At 38.4% G+C, this 19,240-nt stretch carries 14 protein-coding genes; 7 read left to right on the forward strand and 7 right to left on the reverse strand.

The genetic code is table 11. The features are described from left to right. Window positions 1–194 precede the first annotated feature (194 nt). The 4 genes from KMW37_RS11750 to KMW37_RS11765 all read left to right on the forward strand — a co-directional run bounded on the left by KMW37_RS11750 (window position 195) and on the right by KMW37_RS11765 (window position 3,989). Window positions 195–1,373, forward strand: coding sequence for a response regulator (locus tag KMW37_RS11750; protein ID WP_215224813.1), 1,179 nt, complete (start codon window positions 195–197; stop codon window positions 1,371–1,373). Between the two features lie 127 nt (window positions 1,374–1,500). Continuing rightward, window positions 1,501–2,244, forward strand: a complete 744-nt coding sequence (locus tag KMW37_RS11755) for an MlaE family ABC transporter permease (RefSeq protein ID WP_394369619.1) — start codon at window positions 1,501–1,503, stop codon at window positions 2,242–2,244. 3 nt (window positions 2,245–2,247) lie between these two features. Continuing rightward, window positions 2,248–2,997, forward strand: a complete 750-nt coding sequence (locus KMW37_RS11760; protein WP_215224815.1) for an ABC transporter ATP-binding protein — start codon at window positions 2,248–2,250, stop codon at window positions 2,995–2,997. Further along, the gene (locus KMW37_RS11765; RefSeq protein ID WP_215224816.1) at window positions 2,997–3,989 is read left to right on the forward strand and encodes an MlaD family protein; all 993 of its coding nucleotides are present in this window, start codon (window positions 2,997–2,999) and stop codon (window positions 3,987–3,989) included. The genes KMW37_RS11760 and KMW37_RS11765 overlap by 1 nt, the downstream gene beginning before the upstream one ends. A gap of 118 nt (window positions 3,990–4,107) precedes the next feature. On the opposite strand, the gene KMW37_RS11770 is transcribed toward KMW37_RS11765, so the two are convergent. Beyond that, window positions 4,108–5,187 carry an endonuclease/exonuclease/phosphatase family protein gene (locus KMW37_RS11770; protein WP_246581452.1) on the reverse strand — a complete coding sequence of 360 codons (1,080 nt, stop codon included), beginning with the start codon at window positions 5,185–5,187 and terminating at the stop codon, window positions 4,108–4,110. A gap of 127 nt (window positions 5,188–5,314) precedes the next feature. Here KMW37_RS11770 and acnA point away from each other — a divergent pair, with 127 nt between their 5' ends. The 3 genes from acnA to pgi all read left to right on the forward strand — a co-directional run bounded on the left by acnA (window position 5,315) and on the right by pgi (window position 11,492). After that, window positions 5,315–8,092, forward strand: a complete 2,778-nt coding sequence (gene acnA, locus KMW37_RS11775; protein ID WP_215224817.1) for an aconitate hydratase AcnA — start codon at window positions 5,315–5,317, stop codon at window positions 8,090–8,092. 123 nt (window positions 8,093–8,215) lie between these two features. After that, the gene (locus tag KMW37_RS11780) at window positions 8,216–9,337 is read left to right on the forward strand and encodes an alpha/beta fold hydrolase (protein WP_215224818.1); all 1,122 of its coding nucleotides are present in this window, start codon (window positions 8,216–8,218) and stop codon (window positions 9,335–9,337) included. A 511-nt stretch (window positions 9,338–9,848) separates the two neighbouring features. Continuing rightward, on the forward strand, window positions 9,849–11,492 hold the full coding sequence (pgi, locus tag KMW37_RS11785) for a glucose-6-phosphate isomerase (RefSeq protein ID WP_215224819.1): 1,644 nt from the start codon (window positions 9,849–9,851) through the stop codon (window positions 11,490–11,492). A gap of 148 nt (window positions 11,493–11,640) precedes the next feature. Here pgi and KMW37_RS11790 read toward each other — a convergent pair whose 3' ends face one another. The 6 genes from KMW37_RS11790 to proB form a co-directional block, all read right to left on the reverse strand. After that, a complete protein-coding gene (locus KMW37_RS11790) occupies window positions 11,641–13,788 on the reverse strand; it encodes an outer membrane protein assembly factor BamB family protein (RefSeq protein ID WP_215224820.1) in 2,148 nt (715 codons plus the stop codon). A 218-nt stretch (window positions 13,789–14,006) separates the two neighbouring features. After that, window positions 14,007–14,486, reverse strand: coding sequence for a hypothetical protein (locus KMW37_RS11795; RefSeq protein ID WP_215224821.1), 480 nt, complete (start codon window positions 14,484–14,486; stop codon window positions 14,007–14,009). 310 nt (window positions 14,487–14,796) lie between these two features. Then, window positions 14,797–15,216 carry a DUF1801 domain-containing protein gene (locus tag KMW37_RS11800; protein ID WP_246581453.1) on the reverse strand — a complete coding sequence of 140 codons (420 nt, stop codon included), beginning with the start codon at window positions 15,214–15,216 and terminating at the stop codon, window positions 14,797–14,799. 61 nt (window positions 15,217–15,277) lie between these two features. Continuing rightward, window positions 15,278–16,264, reverse strand: a complete 987-nt coding sequence (locus tag KMW37_RS11805; protein WP_215224822.1) for an NAD(P)-dependent alcohol dehydrogenase — start codon at window positions 16,262–16,264, stop codon at window positions 15,278–15,280. Between the two features lie 262 nt (window positions 16,265–16,526). Then, a complete protein-coding gene (locus KMW37_RS11810; RefSeq protein ID WP_215224823.1) occupies window positions 16,527–17,774 on the reverse strand; it encodes a glutamate-5-semialdehyde dehydrogenase in 1,248 nt (415 codons plus the stop codon). A gap of 2 nt (window positions 17,775–17,776) precedes the next feature. Beyond that, entirely contained in the window at window positions 17,777–18,868 is a 1,092-nt protein-coding gene (proB, locus tag KMW37_RS11815; protein WP_215224863.1) for a glutamate 5-kinase, read from the reverse strand. Between the last annotated feature and the right edge of the window lie 372 nt (window positions 18,869–19,240).

Consider the following 19,240-nt stretch of genomic DNA (forward strand, 5'->3'; position numbering starts at 1 on the left):
GGTTATAAAATAATTTAATTGATTTAGTATAAAGTATTGATAAAAAGAATATTAAAATAATTTTAGATAAAACTAAATAAGTTTAAGCTAAATAATTTAGGTATGTCTAAAACAAAATAAGGGTTTGTTATCAGGTTTTGGGTGGCCTATTTTTGGAGATATTTTTTTATCTTAGTTGCTTACTCAAAAGAGGAATGAAATCTAGTTTTAGAATCCCCTTAATTTATATTTTAATAGGAAGTGCCTGGGTGGCTTTTTCCTCATTTTATTTGGGAGAAATTTTAGAAGAAATCGGAGTTGCCAAGTATGTTTGGTTTGAGGTATTCAAGGCCGTCTTCTTTGTGATAGTTTCAGGTGTGTTGATTTACTTTTTGGTGGATCGTGCTTTGGTGCGTGAGCGTAATCTATGGAGTAGTTATTTTTCCATGTTTATGTACAGCCCCATATATAAGTGGTTAGTCCGAAAGGAAGAGCAGACGATCTTTGCAGTAAATCTTATAGCAGAGCAAAATTTCGAATCGGGCAGGATTGGTAAAAAAGACCTGGAATTTAATGAAGTCATTTCCCTGAGTGAGGAAGATAATGCAAGGATTTTTAGTGAAGGAAACTGTCTGATTCAGGATGTGAAAGTGAAGGATAAAAACGGGAATATCAGGGTACTCGATTTGTATACTATTCCTCTCAAAAAGGATGCTAATGAATTCATTGTTATTACGGCTGTGGATAATACAGACTTGAGAAAAACCTTAAAAGAAAAGACACAACTTAATACTGATTTAAGACAGCAAAATGACTTGCTGAAAAAGTATTCATATATGAATTCCCATAACCTCAGAAGGCCGCTTTCAAACATACTTGGAATAATTAATTTGATTGATTCAAATGGTAAGAAATCAGAAGATATTATAAACTTACTCAAGCAATCTTCTGAACAACTAGATATAGAAGTAAGAAAGATGAATGATATTTTAAATAAAGATAATCTACAGGTAGAAATGTCAGATGGAATAAAAGGTGGCCAAATCAAATCCGTGCTTGTGGTGGATGATGACAAGGTACAACATATGATTAATAGGAGGATTCTACTTAAATGCAATCCTGATCTAGAATTGCATTTTTTTGATAATCCAATTGAAGCACTGGACTGGATAAAAAACAATTCGGTTGACAAACTTTTGTTGGATATAAATATGCCTGAAATGAAAGGCTGGGAATTTTTGGATCATCTAATTGAGTTGGGAATATATGTAGATGTAAAAATGCTTTCCTCTTCTATAGATCCCAGAGATGAGGAAAAAAGCAAACAATATGATATGATTAGTGGTTTTCTGACGAAGCCACTAAGGAAAGAGGCCTTGGATGATATCCTTTAGAATTTAAATTATCCAGATTATATAAAGCCTAATCTATCTAAAATTATTAGTTTCGCACTTTCATTTAATTTCTATGGCTGATAAATCAACTAAAAACGAAAATATCATAAGCCCCAAGATAGATAAAATGCTGCTGGCACTGACGGATGCCTTTGCTTTTGTCAAAAGATTCTTTGTGGAGGTTTGGTTGCCTCCATATGAATTTAAAGAAGTAATCCGACAGTGTTATAAGATAGGCTATAATTCTTTGGCCTTGATTTCTCTTACAGGTTTTATTGTTGGGATAGTATTTACAAATCAATCCAGGCCTTCCTTATCGGAGTTTGGAGCTACCTCATGGTTGCCTGCATTGATTTCAATAGCTATCGTTAGGGCCATGGGACCTTTGGTGACAGCCTTGATTGCTGCTGGAAAAGTAGGCTCGAGCATAGGTGCTGAAATAGGTTCCATGAAAGTTACTGAGCAGATAGATGCCATGGAGGTGTCTGCAACCAATCCTTTTAAATTTTTGGTAGTAACCCGCGTACTAGCTTCTACATTTATGATTCCTATATTGGTGATGTACACAGATTTTGTGGCCCTAATGGGGGCATTTTTATCGGTGCATAGTAAAGAGATGGTTAGCATCAATACCTTTTTTGTTCAGGTATTTGAAGCTATTTCCTTTTTGGATATATTTTCCTCTATCATTAAGTCACTTGTTTTTGGTTTTACAATCGGAATAGTGGGTTGTTATAAGGGGTATCATTCCTCTAAAGGAACAGAAGGTGTCGGAAAGGCAGCCAATGCAGCAGTGGTCTTGGCCATGTTCTTGATCTTCATTGAGGAGTTGTTGGCATTACAGATCGTTAACTTTTTGAGAATGTCATAAGCTATGAGGGAAAAAGTAGTAGAGGTAAGAGGCCTTAAGAAATCATTTGGAGATCTGGACGTACTGATGGGGGTTGACCTTGATCTTTACAAAGGAGAGAATGTTGTTGTGCTGGGAAAATCTGGTACGGGAAAATCCGTTTTGATTAAGATTATGGTAGGACTGCTTACCCAAGATGAAGGAACCATGAATGTTTTAGGTGATGAAGTTTCCAATCTTACACCGAAGCAATTGAATGACCTTAGGTTAAAAATTGGATTTTCCTTCCAAGCAAGCGCCTTATATGATAGTATGACTGTAAGGGAGAACCTTGAATTTCCTTTGGTGAGAAATGTGAAGGGACTTACCAAAGCTGAAAAGAATAAGATGGTTGAAGAGGTTCTAGATGCTGTAGGGCTTTTGCAAACCATCAACCAAATGCCTTCGGAACTTTCCGGTGGGCAAAGAAAGAGAATCGGTATAGCGCGGACTTTGATCCTAAAGCCAGAAATCATGCTTTATGATGAACCAACTGCTGGTCTGGACCCGATTACCTGCAGTGATATCAATAATTTGATAAATGAGGTGAGGGAGAATTTCAATACATCCTCTATCATTATTACCCATGATTTAACCTGTGCAAAAGATACAGGAGATAGAGTGGCGGTATTATTGGACGGCGTGTTTGGCGCTGAAGGAAAATTTGAGGAAGTTTTCAATAATCCTCAAGATCAAAGAGTGAAATCATTTTATGACTATAATTTCATTGTGTAATGAGAAATGATAATAAAAAATCAGTAATTGTTGGGATCTTCGTGTTGATTGGGATCATTATTATGGTTACTGGCATCCTGACTTTGGGAGCCCAGCAAAAGGTTTTTGTAAAGAGTTACAAACTGAAGGCCGTTTTTGATGATGTTGCCGGACTTCAACCTGGAAATAATATTTGGTTTTCAGGTGTGAAAATTGGTACAGTTTCCAAAATTCGATTTTATGGAGATTCCCAAGTGGAGATCGAAATGAATGTGGAAGCCAATACCCAGGATTTTATTCGTAAAGATTCAAAGGCAACCATTAGTTCAGATGGATTGATAGGAAATAAAATTATAGTTATTTATGGAGGTACTACTCAAGCGCCTGCAATAGAAGATGGGGATCGATTAGAGGCTGTTATGCCACTGGATACGGATAGTATGATGGAAACTCTTCAGGAAAATAATGAAAACTTAGTGTCCATTACAAATGACTTGAAAGTACTTACCGGAAAAATCGCTAATGGAGAAGGAATTGTTGGGGCAGTGCTTACAGATAGCTTGTTGGCTGAGAATTTTAGAAATATGGTGGCTAATCTAGAGCGAACGGCTGCCAATAGTAACGAATTGACCGCTGACCTCAGAAAATTTTCTTCCAGTTTTGAAAAGGAAGGTACTTTGATATATGAGCTGGCCAATGATACCAGTATCTTTGCAAGTTTGAAAAGCTCAGCCAGTAAATTGGAGCAAACTACTGAAGAGGCTTCCACAGCTGCTTCCAATATCAATGAGGCGACCGGAAAGCTGAACTCCACTGATAATGCCCTAGGAATGTTATTAAACGATGAGGAGTTTGCAGCATATATAAAAGAAAGCCTTGCCAATGCAGAAGTAACCACTGAATTATTAAATGAAAATCTTGAAGCCTTGAAATATGCTTGGATCATGAGAAAGGCGCATAAAAGAAAAGAAAAGGCTGAAGCTAAGGAAGCAGAAGCTGCGGCAAAAGAATAGTAGAAATTAACATATTAAATGAAAAGAGGGTGTCTTTGTACATCCTCTTTTCATTTAAATGGATTTTGGAGGAGTTAGGATTATCAATCATTTTTGTGCAATGATTCCAATATTTTATTCAGAACTCAATTCCACTAATTATTTTTTCTTTAGCCTCCATTTTGTCTTTATGGTCAGCTTCTAATTGTTCATTCTCCACTGATTTATCCAATACCAGTTCTATACTGATAGGAAAATGATCTGAGGCGATAGAAGGTTGAACCTTTAATTTTTTTACCTTGAAATGCTTGCTGACAAATATATGGTCCAATGGCCATCTCAGCATCGGGTATTTGGCATGAAATGTATTGTACATACCCCGACCTCTTCTGGGGTCTCCCATACCACTGATTTTTAGAAAGAGTTCTGTAGTATAGCTCCATGCAACATCATTTAAATCACCCATAATAATACATGGCTTATCATATTCCTTTGCCTTTGCACCGACCAATAGAATTTCAGCATCACGTTCGGTACTATGTGTGTTCTCTCCCGGGACAGGTGGGGTAGGATGAATGCCATAAATCCTTATCAGTTGATGACCTAAGTCTAAATCTGTAAAAATTGAAGGGACCTCATCGTCAATTAAGTAATGGATGGAAGTGTTTCTTAAAGGGATTTTAGAATAAAAAAGAAGCCCATAAGTATTGTTCATGGGGATTTCGATGCAGTGTGGGTAATCTGTCTTAAGAATTGAAATGGCATCTGCCCAATTTTGATCCGTTTCAACCAGCATAAAGACATCAGGTGCTTGTTTTTTGATAAGATCTAGACATTTTGTATACTCTCTATTGTACTGATAAACATTTCCAGTAAGGAGTGCGAGCGTTGTTTTTTCATGCTTATTGGCAGATTTTACCATTTTGGGACTGAAGGGGGAATAGGGGATTATTTGCTTTAAGAGGTAAAAAAAGACTAGGATAAGTATAGTCAAAATCCCAAAATCCACTTGGCTTAAATTACTGTAATCTTCAAAAGACCAAATAATTATCAATGTTAATGTCAATATAAGCTTTTGGAAGCGCGGATAGTCAAAAACTCGAAAAGTCCAATAGTCTTTTTTTACTAATGGCATGAGACTTGCGCATATAATCAATACTGAAAAAACATATAAAACTACTTTCATCTGATCATTGAATTCAGGTACTTCTTTGAGCATTTTAAGGGATGCAGTTCCCCTTTGTTAATGAACTACAATTAACGAAAAATACTTAATTTAAGGAATCAATCTGTTTTATGGTAGTTATTAATATGTAAGTCTTTTTAACCAAATAACCATTAAACACATGTTACTAGATCCATATAGTATTAAAAGCAAGCTTGAATCTGCAAAAGGGGACTTTACTTATTGGAGTTTGGAGAAGCTTCAAGAGCAAGGTTTTAAGATTGACCAACTTCCTTTCTCCATCAGGATTCTTTTGGAAAATACCTTAAGGAATTTTGATGACTTTGCAATTACCAAGGAACATATAGAAACATTATTAAACTGGAATCCTGAGCCAAGCGATAAGGATATTCCTTATAAGCCAGCCAGGGTTTTAATGCAGGACTTTACTGGAGTGCCCGCTGTAGTGGATATTGCTTCTTTAAGGGCTGAAGCAGTTAGAAAAGGGAAAGACCCGAATAAAATCAATCCGCTTATACCTGTGGACCTAGTGGTAGACCATTCTGTTCAAGTGGATTATTTTGGTACCAATTATTCCTATAAGAAAAATGTGGACGTAGAATACGAAAGGAATGGTGAGCGGTATGAGTTTTTGAAATGGGCCCAAAAGTCCTTTGATAATTTTTCCGTAGTTCCTCCTGGAATGGGAATTTGCCACCAGGTCAACTTGGAATATTTGGCTCAGGGAGTCATTAGCAGGGATGGTCAGGTTTTTCCCGATACATTGGTAGGAACAGATTCCCATACCCCGATGGTAAACGGTATTGGTGTAGTAGGATGGGGAGTTGGAGGAATTGAGGCAGAAGCAGCTATTTTAGGTCAACCCATTTATTTTATCATGCCAGAGGTGGTGGGATTAAAATTAACAGGGAAATTGCCATTGGGTACAACAGCTACGGATATGGTATTGACCATTACTGAGTTATTGAGAAAACATGGTGTAGTAGGCAAATTTGTCGAAGTCTTTGGGCCAGGTTTGGATCATCTTACTGTCCCAGATAGAGCGACCATTTCCAATATGTCTCCTGAGTTTGGATGTACGGTGAGCTATTTTCCAATTGATGACCGTACACTGGATTATATGTCTAAGACTAATCGCCCAAAAGATCAAATAAAGCTGGTGGAAGATTATGCAAAAGCCAATATGCTTTGGAGAGAAAATGAGGAATCTATTCATTACAGTAGTATTGTTGAATTGGATTTAAGTACTGTTGAGCCTACAGTTTCGGGCCCTAAGCGTCCGCAAGACAAAATATTGGTAAGGAATTTCAAGCAGAAGTTTGGAGAGCTATTAGAAGAAGTGCATGGAAGGGAGTATATCCCAATTGATAAGAGAGACAAAAGCCGCTGGTTTGGAGAAGGGGGTAGTCAGCCTGCTCAAAAACCAGGAGAGCTGCCAAAGGATGTAGAAATAGCTGCTAAAACCAAAAATGGTCTAAAAACAGTAGAAGTGAGGATCAATAATGAGGAATTTGCCCTTTCGGATGGTAGCATAGTCATTGCAGCGATCACCTCTTGTACCAATACATCCAACCCAAGTGTCATGATAGGAGCTGGACTGGTAGCCCAAAAGGCCCGAGAACGTGGCTTAGACGTGAAACCTTGGGTGAAGACTTCTCTTGCACCAGGTTCCAAAGTGGTGACTGATTATTTAGAATCTTCCGGACTCTTGGATGATCTGGAAGCATTAAGATTTCATGTGGTAGGCTATGGTTGTACTTCTTGTATTGGTAATTCAGGACCTTTGCCAAGACATATTGCACATGCTGTGGAAGAAAATGATTTGGTGGTGGCTTCTGTTTTGTCTGGCAATAGGAACTTTGAAGCCAGAGTACATCCACAAGTGAAGATGAATTACCTAATGTCACCTATGCTGGTAGTGGCTTATGCTTTGGCGGGAAGGGTAGATGTAGATTTGAATAAGGAACCGCTAGGTTATGATCCCAATTTAGAGCCAGTGTATCTTAAGGATATCTGGCCCAGCAATGATGAGATTTTTGAGGTAATGGGCAAGGTGCTCAGCCCTGGGGATTTTGAGAAAAACTATGGGGAAATATTTGAAGGAAATGAACAATGGAAAGGGTTAAATGCCCCCAGTGATCAGGTTTACCAGTGGTCAAGTAAGTCAACATATATCAAGGAGGCTCCATTCTTTAAAGGAATTTCCAGTGAGGTTCCCGAGCCCGTTGATATTCTAAATAGTCATGTATTGTTGAAATTGGGCGATTCTATTACCACAGATCATATTTCTCCTGCTGGATCATTTGCAGCAACTTCTCCAGCAGGTAAGTACCTAGTTGGGAGAGGAGTGGAGAAGAAAGACTTTAATTCCTATGGTTCCAGGCGCGGTAATGATGAAGTTATGGTCAGGGGAACCTTTGCCAATGTGAGAATCAAGAACCAATTAGCCACACAAGAAGGAGGTTATACAACTTATATACCTTCTGGCGAAGAAATGACTGTCTTCGAAGCAGCAGAAAAATACATTGAATCGAATACGCCCTTGGTAGTTTTGGCAGGTAAGGAATATGGAAGTGGTTCCTCAAGAGATTGGGCTGCAAAGGGAACCAATCTTTTAGGAATCAAGGCGGTTATTGCAGAAAGCTATGAAAGAATTCACCGCTCTAATTTGGTGGGAATGGGCGTATTGCCTCTTCAGTTTTCAAAAGGCCAAACCTCAGAGAACTTGGGTTTGGATGGAAAGGAAAAAATCAGCATCAAAGGAATCAGCAATGGGCTTAAGCCTCTGAAGAAATTACAGGTGGAGGCCGAAAAGGAAAGTGGTGCTAAGGTCAACTTTGAGGTGGTTTGTAGATTGGACTCTGAGATAGAAGTGGCTTATTATAAAAACGGTGGGATTCTACATTACGTCCTTAGACATTTTCTAAAGCAGGATTGATGTTCATATTTTATGACTTCTGATGATTGACCACAGGTAAACATGGATAGACATAGATAAAATTAAAAAGAGCTATTTTGATTGTTGTCTTACTTATCTGTGGTTAAAAATTATATTGACACTATGATAAATATTATCCTCTTCCTAATCATCAACTTATGGACTTTCCTATGGGGAGGGAAGGGTAATGTTGAGCTCAAAAAGGAAAAGGTATTTCATATATATGAGGAGTCTTTTTCATTTAAGTCGTCTGATAATCAGGTTTTAATGGGTACGCTAAGTGTTCCAAGTAATATCAACAATAGTTCTATTGAGAAAGCGGTGATTTTAGTATCTCCTCCACTTCCGATTTCAAGGGATTATGGTGGATTATACAGTGATCTGGCCGATATTCTTCTAAGAAATGGCATTGCAGTGCTGAGGTATGATAACCGATCGTTTATTGACCCTGATTTAGCTAGAAAAAAAGACTATACCATGCATGGACAAGCAGTTGATGCAGAGATGGCTTTTTTTGCATTGAGTAGTGACCGACGTTTTTCCAATGCAACAATAGGACTGATAGGACACAGTGAAGGAGGGGCAGCTGTAGCTATTGCTGCTTCACGAAATAGAGCGATTGATTTTGTGGTTTTGATGTCTACCCAGGGAATTGCAGGTGATCGGCTCAGTTATTCTCAGTTTTCGGGGGCTTTGGAGAAAATCTACAGAGGCAATGAAGAAATTAAAGAAGCCATGCTTTCGTCCGTTAGGGAGACTATCAAAATAATAAATAAGAATGAGGATATAGCAACCATGCATGGTCAGCTTAAGGAAAGCAAGCGGTATTTTTATGAGAAATATGCGGACAAAGACCCAAAGCTTTTCGGAAACCTTGATAAGACCTACAAGATGGATTCTATCCAATGGCTCAACCCACACAGGATAGCTTATATTCAATTTGAGCCTGGATTATATTATCCAAAAATAAGCTGTCCTGCCCTGGTAGTCTATGGAAAGATGGATGAAAAGTTACAGTGGGAGGAGAATATGGAAGGTATAGAGAGCCTGTTTAAAAGCAGTTCAAAAAGTAATTACCAAGTGATATTGTTGGACAGCATCAACCATTCATATAAGCAGGCTCAGCCTTCGGATAGTTTGAACTTCCTGCTTGGGATCAGTCAAGAAATGCCAAAAAGTAAGAAAAGAGCTTATTCAAAGGAATCATTTGCAGAAGTAGCCAAATGGATAAACAGGGAGTTTTGAAAGGTGTAGTGAAATTGATTTTTGGAAAATCTGTATATCCGCTATTCCACCAGTAAATATTACCCTTCAAAACATTCTCTCAAAAATGACACATATTGTACAGATAAAATTAATTAAATCCGTGGAATTCGTGAGAAATAAAGCTACTGGTGTGAAAACGGATAATCATATTGGAAAACCTTCAAATCCCATAAAACTTTAGTTGAAAATTATTTAATCTTGAATAAATAGGAATGGAAAATTATTCTGTACTCTATTTAGTGTATAAAGGGTTTGATTCGATGCAATAGTTTAGATTAATTTTGTGCAGAGTAAATTTTTGAATCTTATTATTAACCTAAACTTGAAAGAATATATTTTTTACGCCCGATATAAATCTTATTTTTGCTCACTAGACCTTAATTAATGAAACCAAAATGGGTAATTAATCCGACTTTGAGATTTTTTATTCATAAACCTGTCCTCTTTGAGACAGGGGTTCCATGTGACCAATTAAATCATAAACCAACACATGAAAAACATCAATCCAACCCAAACAGGAGCCTGGAAGAAACTTAGCCGCCTTTCTGAAGACCAAAAGGGGCAAACTATCAAATCACTTTTTGCAGATGCATCACGATTTGATCAATATTCCATCAAATTTGAGGATATTTTACTTGATTACTCTAAGAACAGAGTAGATGCCAAAGTGATGTCCACACTTTTTGAATTGGCCAAGGAGACGGATTTACCATCTGCCATTGAAGCCATGTTTGCTGGTGAGCATATTAATCAAACAGAAAACCGTGCGGTATTGCATACTGCATTAAGAAACCGTTCTAACAGTTCCATTAAAGTGGATGGAAAGGACGTGATGCCTGAGGTAAATGGGGTATTGGCGCAAATGAAGGAATTTGCCGATAAAATCAATGCAGGAGAATGGAAAGGCTACACGGGTAAACCGATCAAATCTTTGGTCAATATCGGTATTGGCGGTAGTGATTTGGGGCCAGTAATGGTGACTGAAGCATTGAAACCTTACCAAAATGAAAATTTGGATATCCATTTTGTTTCCAATGTGGATGGTACACATATCGCTGAAACTTTGAAAAAGGTGGATCCTGAGACCACCCTATTCTTTATTGCTTCTAAGACTTTCACCACACAAGAAACCATGACCAATGCGCATTCTGCCAGATCTTGGTTCTTGGAGGCAGCAAAGGATGAATCAGCTATTGCCAAGCATTTTGTGGCCTTGTCTACCAATGCTGAGGCTGTGGCTGCCTTTGGAATTGATACCAAAAACATGTTTGCTTTTTGGGACTGGGTAGGGGGAAGGTATTCCCTTTGGTCAGCTATTGGATTGCCTATTGCCTGTGCCATTGGTTTTGACAACTTTGAGAAATTGCTAGAAGGAGCACATGCCATGGATAATCACTTTAAGGGAACTGAACTCGGGTCAAACATCCCGGTGATTTTGGCTTTGATCGGTATTTGGAATACCAATTTCCTTGGTGCATCTTCTGAGGCTATTCTTCCTTATGACCAGTATTTGCACAGATTTGCGGCATATTTCCAACAGGGAAATATGGAAAGTAATGGTAAATATGTTTCCAGGAATGGTGAGAAGGTGGATTACACTACTGGTCCGATCATCTGGGGAGAGCCAGGTACCAATGGCCAACATGCTTTCTATCAGTTGATCCATCAAGGCACTCATTTGATTCCTTGTGATTTTATTGCTCCTGCTATTTCTCATAATCCAGTTGGTGATCACCATGTGAAGTTATTGTCCAATTTCTTTGCTCAAACTGAGGCATTGATGAATGGCAAGTCTTTGGAAGAGGTGAAGGCTGAACTAAAGGCTGCAGGGAAATCTGAAGAGGAGATTGCAAAATTGGCACCTCATAAAGTATTTGAAGGAAATCGACCTACCAATTCCATTTTGGTAAAACGTGTTGATCCTTATACTTTGGGAGCTTTGGTAGCCATGTATGAGCATAAGATCTTTGTTCAAGGTGCTATTTGGAACATTTTCAGTTTTGACCAGTGGGGAGTTGAATTAGGTAAAGTTTTGGCGAAAAATATCCTTCCAGAATTGGAGGGGGATGAAAAAGTAAGCTCTCACGATGCTTCTACCAATGGCCTGATCAATGCTTACAAAGCCATGAGGTAATTAGAATTATTATATTGATTAGAATATATGGCCCGGCAATTTGTCGGGCTATTTTTTTGACCATAAAAATATATGTATCAATTTATTATAAATATTGACTTTGGTTTAAAACTATGATTCCAAGAGAGTTTATATACTTGATTCACCATTATTCCAAAGCAAAAGCCATATAGCTATCCCCGGATTTTGCCCCGAGTTTTCCGCCTCCGCAAGCAATCACGATAAACTGCCTTCCATTTACTTCGTAGATACTCGGTGTAGCAAAACCTGCAGCGGGCAGTTCATATTCCCAAAGTAGCTTTCCATTGGCTTTATTATAGGCCCGGAACTTTCGATCAGGCGTGGCAGCAATAAACAACAATCCACCAGCGGTTACTACTGGGCCACCATAATTTTCTGAGCCTGTCTTGATTCCTTTTTCTTTAAACGCATCTATTTCACCTAATGGGATTCTCCATTCAATCTCTCCAGTTACCATATTTACAGCGTTTAAGGTCCCCCATGGAGGACTGATGCCAGGCAAACCCTCTTTGGTTTGGAATCTATTATAACCAGTGATATTATATGGGAGATTTAAAAAGGAGTTAACCTCGATCGGTTCGGCTTCAAATTCTTTTTGCTGAATGGATTTTAAGTCAAGGATAAATGAAGCAAGAGCAATGGATTCTTCTTTTGAGATCATGTTGAAAGCGGGCATCATTCTCCTTCCTGTATGGATCAATTCTGTAAAAGCATCTTGGCTTAATTTTTCATTGGATTTTAAAATTGAAGGATTGTTCCCAGAACCTTTTCTGTCAGGTCCATGACAGGATATACAATATTGATTATACAGCCGTTTACCTGCTTTAAGATAGTTCTCGGTACCTTTGGTTTCCATGTCCACTTCTCTGGCTTGTATCAGCCAAGGAACCTCATTGGCATTTACATAGAACAATTGTGACTCAGGGTCAAATGCAGGTCCTCCCCACTCAGCACCTCCATCTAGACCTGGGAATACTATGGTTCCTTGCAAGGAAATTGGGTTGTACATATTTCCATGCCTGCTGGACAAGTATCTTTTCTTTAAGTCCTCATAAGATGAGTCGGGAACTAAATGGTTTAAATCTTCTTCCAGAAAATCTTGTCTTGCAAAAGGCTTGGGGAAACTTGGAACGGGTTGCGTCTTTGATAGTTGTTCTCCCGCCAAATCGGTATCGAACGGCACAGGGATTTCTTCAATAGGATATATAGGTTTTCCCGTTTCCCTATCCAAGAGAAAAATGTTACCGTACTTGGTAGGTTGGGCCACTACATCTACCTCCTTATTTCCATTTATCTTGATGGTAATCAGTGAAGGGGCTGTGGGTATGTCTTTGTCCCAAATATCATGGTGCACGGTTTGGAAGTGCCACTTGTAATTTCCGGTGGCAGCGTCCAAAGCCAGTATGCAGTTGGCAAAAAGGTTATCTCCTTTTCTTTTTCCTCCATAAAAGTCGAAGGACGCCGAACCTGTAGGAGCAAACAAAAGGCCCCTTTCTTCATCTAAACTGAAGCCTGCCCAAGAATTTGCTCCGCCGATGTGGCGGTAAGCGGTGGAGTCTTCCCAAGTTTCATAGCCAATTTCCCCAGGCCGAGGTATAGTATGGAAGATCCAGGCTTGCTCTCCGGTACGGACATCATAAGCCCTAATATGGCCAGGTGCTGCATCACTTCCTTCTGAGACACGCGAGCCCAAGATCAATAGGTCCTTATAGATAATGCCAGGAGATGTGGCCGTGACATACAAATCGCCTACATCTTTTCCTAATCCCTCATGGAGATCAATTTGGCCTAGATGGCCAAATCCTTCATCCAATTTTCCTGTAAGGGCATTGATGCAGAAGAGTGAAGAACTGGCCACATAAAAGATCCGCTGCTCTTTTTCATCTTTCCAATAAGTGACCCCACGATTATTGTTGAGGATAAAGCGAGTTTTGTCTGACATCCCGTTATCTGGGTTTTTAGGGTCAAAAATCCATTTTTCCTGTCCTGTGGAGGCATCCAGGGCAAATAACTTTTGTTGGGGAGAAGTGGCATAGAGTATTCCATCGACAATGATCGGGTTGCATTGAATCTGGGAATTGTTGAGAGTATCAGCATCCTTGGTGTGGTACACCCAAGCTACTTTTAGCCGCTGAACATTGGAGGTGTTGATTTGGTTAATTGTGCTGTAACGTAAGTTTTCTTTAGAGCCTCCGGTAACTTCCCAAGTGTTATGCTCTTTTTTTGCGCAAGCAAAGAGGCTCAAAAATATAAAAATTACAAGTAGGTCTTTCATGGTCTATTTTCTCTAAAATAGAAATAAAAAATCATTTGGCATAAAGTTCTTTGGAGGGGTTGAACTTAAGTCAATCTCTGCTTTATTGTTGGTTTTGATAGGTATGCAGAATGCAAATTCTATTTATGTAAAGTAAATTGAAACGGATATAAGCCCTAAGTAAGGGCTAATTGATTGAGAATAGCGGTATGAAGTTTTAGACTTTATGGACCCCATTTTTATTCTGCCACTATATTCCTATTGGAAATAAGTTCCTTTTTGAATTGATTCGCAAGGGTTTCACTAAAGGCGATAGCTTTTTCTTTGTTTTTGAATTTCTTAATAGTGATGCTTTTGCGAGGAGTTTTACTAAACATGCATATCTCATAATGATAACTTTCATTCGTGTAAGATCTATTTGATCTACTGCGATAGATCATGCTGCTTTTGCCGTTTAGTACTGCGATAAAAGGTAATGCATCCATTGAAGTCCATTTGCCACTTTTGATACCTAAAAAGCTTCCATATTCTCTGATCAGATTTCTGCTTTTATTTATTTGTACACCATAATGACTGCTCCAGAAAAATGATCCTACTAGAACCAAACTGATTCCAGATATGGGCGTTTTAAATGCCGCTACTGATCCTGCTAGGGTTAAGATAATTCCAACAATTACAATGGGTATGGCAAATAGAAATCCAATTCTATAATTTTTCATTATGTCTTAATCCTCTTATCGCTTATAAAAATGAAACCTTTTTTAATATAGCTTAAAAACTTCCATTTACTAATGGGATCACCTTAATTATCCAAAACTATTAAACTTAGGTCATATTATAGCTTAATGCACAACAATGATCTTTTTGTTTCAAAAAGCATCCAGTTTGGAGTTTCTGAATTTATTGACTCTTATTTAATTTAGGAGCTTGTAACATGAATCAAATGCGAACAGGACTTAATTGTAAGGTTCAGGAGTTCTCATATAATTGACTTATCTCATTCTACTTTGGTAAATGCAGGGCAATTATTTAAATGCCCAAAGTTATCAGGTGTTTTACTTTATGATAGGTGAGGGCGGCCCGAATACATTCTTTTAATTCTTCTTCTGGGAGTTTTTGGTCTATTTGAAAAACTATGGCCCTTTTACCCTCAAATTGAAATTTGTCTTCGAAAACCAATTTAAAAGTTTCAACCAATCTACTGGTGCATTTAAAATACATGGCGTATTGATCAGGGGATTTTGCTTTCCAGTCCATCCTTAGTGTGCTGCCCTTTTTGCAGATGTAGCTTGGCTCTCCCCATCTCAGGGTTTCCTCTAGTTGGTCAATACCTTCGATTTCTTCAGCTGTTTTGATGACCAGTTCTCTTAGGCGCTGCATTTTAAGTCTTACAAAGTCAGGATATTGGTCAAATACAACTGTAACTTCAGGGTTTGTTATGAGTTTCAATTTACTTCTGGTTTAATGATATGAATAAGTTAACCTGTCAATTTGGTCCAGTTGGTATTGATTAATCTAATGGACCTTGATCAGCTGAGAAATTGATAAGTATATTTCCGCTCTTTTGTCCACTCATGACATAATTATAAGCCTCTTTAATTTCCTCAGGCTGATAATATCTGTCAATGACCGCTTTAAACTTGTCTTTCTCCATAAGCTGTTTGACAAATAATAAGCTTCTTTTACAATTTTGTGGAACTGGAAAGATCACCCTTTTGCCTTTCTTAAACTTTGTAATCAATGGCAAGTAAAGGTTTTCAGCATTTGGTCCAAGTTCTGAGGAAATATAAATGCCATTTTCCACAAGCAGCTTTTTGCATTTCCCGAAAGAACTCTTTCCAACAGCATCAAAAATAAAGTCATATTTTTCCTTATCTATTTCAGTGAAATCTTCCTTTTCGAAATTATAAATTTTGTCAGCGCCAAGTGATTTCATCAATTCTATATTTTTTGAATTGCCTGTCGCCGTAACATATATTCCTTGACTTTTTAGAATCTGAAGCGCAGCAGAGCCAATTGCTCCAGTTGCGCCATTTACTAGGACTTTGTTTCCCTTTTTGAGATGAACTTTATTAACAAAATTATAGGCATAATGAGCTCCTTCTGCAGAAGCAACAGCTTCTTGGTAGCTAATATTTTCTGGAATCAGGCAAACCGCTTTGTTTTCATTTATTGTCATAAACTCAGCCTGAGAAGCTAGCCCTTCGTCATTTAAGCCCCAAACCCGGTCTCCAACTTTGAAGTTCTTTACGTTTTGGGCAATTTCTACCACCTCTCCAGCAAAATCAGTTCCGGTGACTTTTGAAGAGGGTTTAAATAAGCCAGTAAAAAATCGAATGGCAAAGGGTTTTCCGGTTAATATTCCACAATCAGTTCTGTTAACGGTAGTAAAATGAACTCTTATCAATACTTCCCCTAAGGAGGGGACTGGTTTTTCAAGCTTGCTTATTTGGAGGACATTACTGTCTCCATATTGGTTTCGAGTAATTGCTTTCAAAGCTTTTTTAGTTAATGGCTTATAAAGTTACAAGAACGGCCATGTTTCTGGTTAAGGCAATAGAAAATATTGATTTTATTATAATATATCAGTATTGGAATACTTTTGATATCAAGGCAAGTTTAGTATTCACATTTAACAAAACCTATGAATTCAACTTTTTGGAAATTTAGATGGTTATCCGATGATTTAGAAAAAAGTAAAGCCGAGCTTCTAACTCGGCTTTACTGATAATGTTTTGAATATTGAGGGTGCAACTTATCTAATCCCTGATATGACCATCACCGCGAATGATCCACTTATAGGAAGTAAGCTCTTCCAAGGCCATAGGGCCTCTGGCATGCAGTTTTTGGGTAGAAATGCCTATTTCAGCCCCTAGACCAAATTGGGCCCCATCTGTAAAGGCAGTGGAGGTATTGGCATAGACTGCGGCTGCATCAACAGATTTGAGGAAAATGTCCAAAGCTGCTTGGTCTTCTGCTACGATAGCCTCACTATGTTTAGAGCTGTGTTTGGCAATGTGTTCCAAAGCAGACTCCAGTGAAGGAACAGTTTTGATGGACATGGTCATGGCCAGAAACTCCGTTCCAAAGTGTTTATCTTCCGCTTCAAATAATAGCGCTTTAGGATAGCTTTCTTTTAACACCTCATAAGCAGCTTTGTCAGCAAAGACTTTTACCTGCTTTTCTCCCAATGATCGGGCAATTTTTGGTAATTCTTCCAGCTTATCCTGATGGATTACTAAACAGTCCAAAGCGTTGCAAACGCTCACCCTTCGCGTTTTGGCATTGGTAATGATTTTGGCTGCTTTTTCGATATCTCCGGATTTGTCCAGATAAGTATGAACTATACCTGCACCAGTCTCAATGACAGGTACTTTGGAATTATTTCTTACAAAATTGATCAGTCCCTGGCTTCCCCTTGGAATGATGATATCTATATAATCTACCGCTTGCAGCATCTCAGCAGTGGCTTCCCTGTCAGGAGGTAGTAAGGCTACTATATTAGGATCAATACCGTTTTCCTTCAGTACTTGGTGAATCAGTTTGACAATGGCTGTATTTGAATCATGGGCGTCACTGCCTCCTTTAAGGACCAAGGCATTTCCTGATTTCAAACAAAGGCTGAACACATCAAAGGTTACATTGGGTCTGGCTTCATATATAATTCCGATTACTCCCAGAGGAACGGATACCTTTGTTAATTTCAGCCCGTTTTCCAAAGATTTTTCCGACAAGGTCCTGTTCAGTGGGGAAGGGAGTTTGACCACATTTAAGATATCTGCAGCAATCGCTTCTATCCTTGCTTTGGTAAGTTTGAGCCGGTCATATTTTGGATCTTCCGGGTCCATTCTTTGCAGATCCTTTTCATTGGCAGCCAATATTTCTGGGATGTTTTCCCAAGTTAATTGGGCAAGATCATCTAATGTTTTATTGATTCTATCTTCTGAGAGCAATGCAAGTGATCTGCTGGCTTTATTTACTTTTGAGAATGTATCGTTCAAATTCATAATTATTGATTGTTGTGATGAAGGTAGAGGTAATCATAATGGATTATAGGTTTCTGATTACTCTGACCTATTTTTTCGGAAGCTACTTTAGCGCCGTATGCAGCCTTACCAAGTCCAATTTTCCTGCCATCTTCACTGATTATTCTGATAATTTCACCTTTTATAAAGTCACCTTTTACCTTTAAAACCCCAATTGGGAGTAAACTGGTAATCTTGTTGGATTTTAGTGCATTTTCTGCTCCGCTGTTGATGATCAGCTCACCCTTTGAATAATGGTCACTATGGGCAATCCACTTTTTGGGGTTGAGCTTGGCCTTGGAAGGTTCAAAGTAGGTACAACGTAGGGTCTTATGATAATAGTCAACAAGCACATTTTCCCTCTTGCCATTGGCAATTATCACTCCAATACCCAGATCGGCAGATTTTTTGGCCATATTCATTTTGGTCAGCATTCCACCCCGACCAAATGAGGACTTGCTGGAAGATATATAACTGCTCATAGAAGGAGATTTTGCCCCCACATGTTCGATTAACTCAGAGTCAGGGTCATTAGGGTGTCCCTTAAAAATACCGTCTACATTGCTCAGTATGACCATTTCCTGTGCATCCATCATGGCTGCCACTAATCCTGCCAATTCATCATTGTCCGTAAACATCAGCTCAGTGACTGCCACTGTATCATTTTCATTGATGACTGGAATGATATTGTTTTTTACCAATCCTTCCAGGCAGTTTTTCATATTGAGGTAATGCTTTCTATCCCTGAAATCACTTTTGGTGACCATTATCTGTGCTATGGGAGTTTGACGATTACCAAAAAGGGATTTATAGGAATTGATCAGTTCTATCTGACCGATAGCGGCAAGAATTTGTTTTTGAACAACCTGATCAGTTTTTTCCTCAAAAACTGTTGACTTTCGTCCAAAGGCTACTGCCCCAGAAGAGATCAATACAATTTTTACCCCTTGTTCTCGAAGGTAAACCATTTGATGGACAAGGGCTTCCATACGTGATTTGTCGGGTGATCCATCTGCCTGAGTTAAGACATTAGAACCTATTTTAATAATGATTGTTTTTCCCTTGTGCTGTACCATATACTGATTATCAAACCGAAACCAAAAATAATAAGGATTATCAGATAGTGCTATGTTTTTTATTATTGAAATGCGGTATTTCATAAAAGTATATACTTTCTAAAGGCAAAGGGAAGTCCTCAGGAATGGCAGAGATTTTCACAGAGAAATTGTTGAATATGAAAGGTTATAATAGCTTTATTTGACTAGAAAAATCAATGTATTTTCTTTATAGATAAAATATATCTGTGCAAATCAGAGAAATCCGAGAGCCTTAATTTTTAAGAAAGAATCTACTTTTCGATATAGAAAAAAAATGTCTCTCACAGATTCCACGGATTTTCACGGAAAAAGTGCTGATAGGTATTATTTACAAACCTAATTAAGGTTTTC

The sequence above is a fragment of the Echinicola shivajiensis genome (assembly GCF_018642165.1).
Lineage (GTDB): Bacteria > Bacteroidota > Bacteroidia > Cytophagales > Cyclobacteriaceae > Echinicola > Echinicola shivajiensis.

What these genes read in the sequence shown, in the direction of transcription:
- KMW37_RS11750 (WP_215224813.1), top strand. Translation starts at nt 195, where the DNA reads ATGAAATCTAGTTTTAGAATCCCCTTAATTTATATTTTAATAGGAAGT.
- KMW37_RS11755 (WP_394369619.1), top strand. Translation starts at nt 1,501, where the DNA reads ATGCTGCTGGCACTGACGGATGCCTTTGCTTTTGTCAAAAGATTCTTT.
- KMW37_RS11760 (WP_215224815.1), top strand. Translation starts at nt 2,248, where the DNA reads ATGAGGGAAAAAGTAGTAGAGGTAAGAGGCCTTAAGAAATCATTTGGA.
- KMW37_RS11765 (WP_215224816.1), top strand. Translation starts at nt 2,997, where the DNA reads ATGAGAAATGATAATAAAAAATCAGTAATTGTTGGGATCTTCGTGTTG.
- KMW37_RS11770 (WP_246581452.1), bottom strand. Translation starts at nt 5,187, where the DNA reads ATGCTCAAAGAAGTACCTGAATTCAATGATCAGATGAAAGTAGTTTTA.
- acnA (WP_215224817.1), top strand. Translation starts at nt 5,315, where the DNA reads ATGTTACTAGATCCATATAGTATTAAAAGCAAGCTTGAATCTGCAAAA.
- KMW37_RS11780 (WP_215224818.1), top strand. Translation starts at nt 8,216, where the DNA reads ATGATAAATATTATCCTCTTCCTAATCATCAACTTATGGACTTTCCTA.
- pgi (WP_215224819.1), top strand. Translation starts at nt 9,849, where the DNA reads ATGAAAAACATCAATCCAACCCAAACAGGAGCCTGGAAGAAACTTAGC.
- KMW37_RS11790 (WP_215224820.1), bottom strand. Translation starts at nt 13,788, where the DNA reads ATGAAAGACCTACTTGTAATTTTTATATTTTTGAGCCTCTTTGCTTGC.
- KMW37_RS11795 (WP_215224821.1), bottom strand. Translation starts at nt 14,486, where the DNA reads ATGAAAAATTATAGAATTGGATTTCTATTTGCCATACCCATTGTAATT.
- KMW37_RS11810 (WP_215224823.1), bottom strand. Translation starts at nt 17,774, where the DNA reads ATGAATTTGAACGATACATTCTCAAAAGTAAATAAAGCCAGCAGATCA.
- proB (WP_215224863.1), bottom strand. Translation starts at nt 18,868, where the DNA reads ATGGTACAGCACAAGGGAAAAACAATCATTATTAAAATAGGTTCTAAT.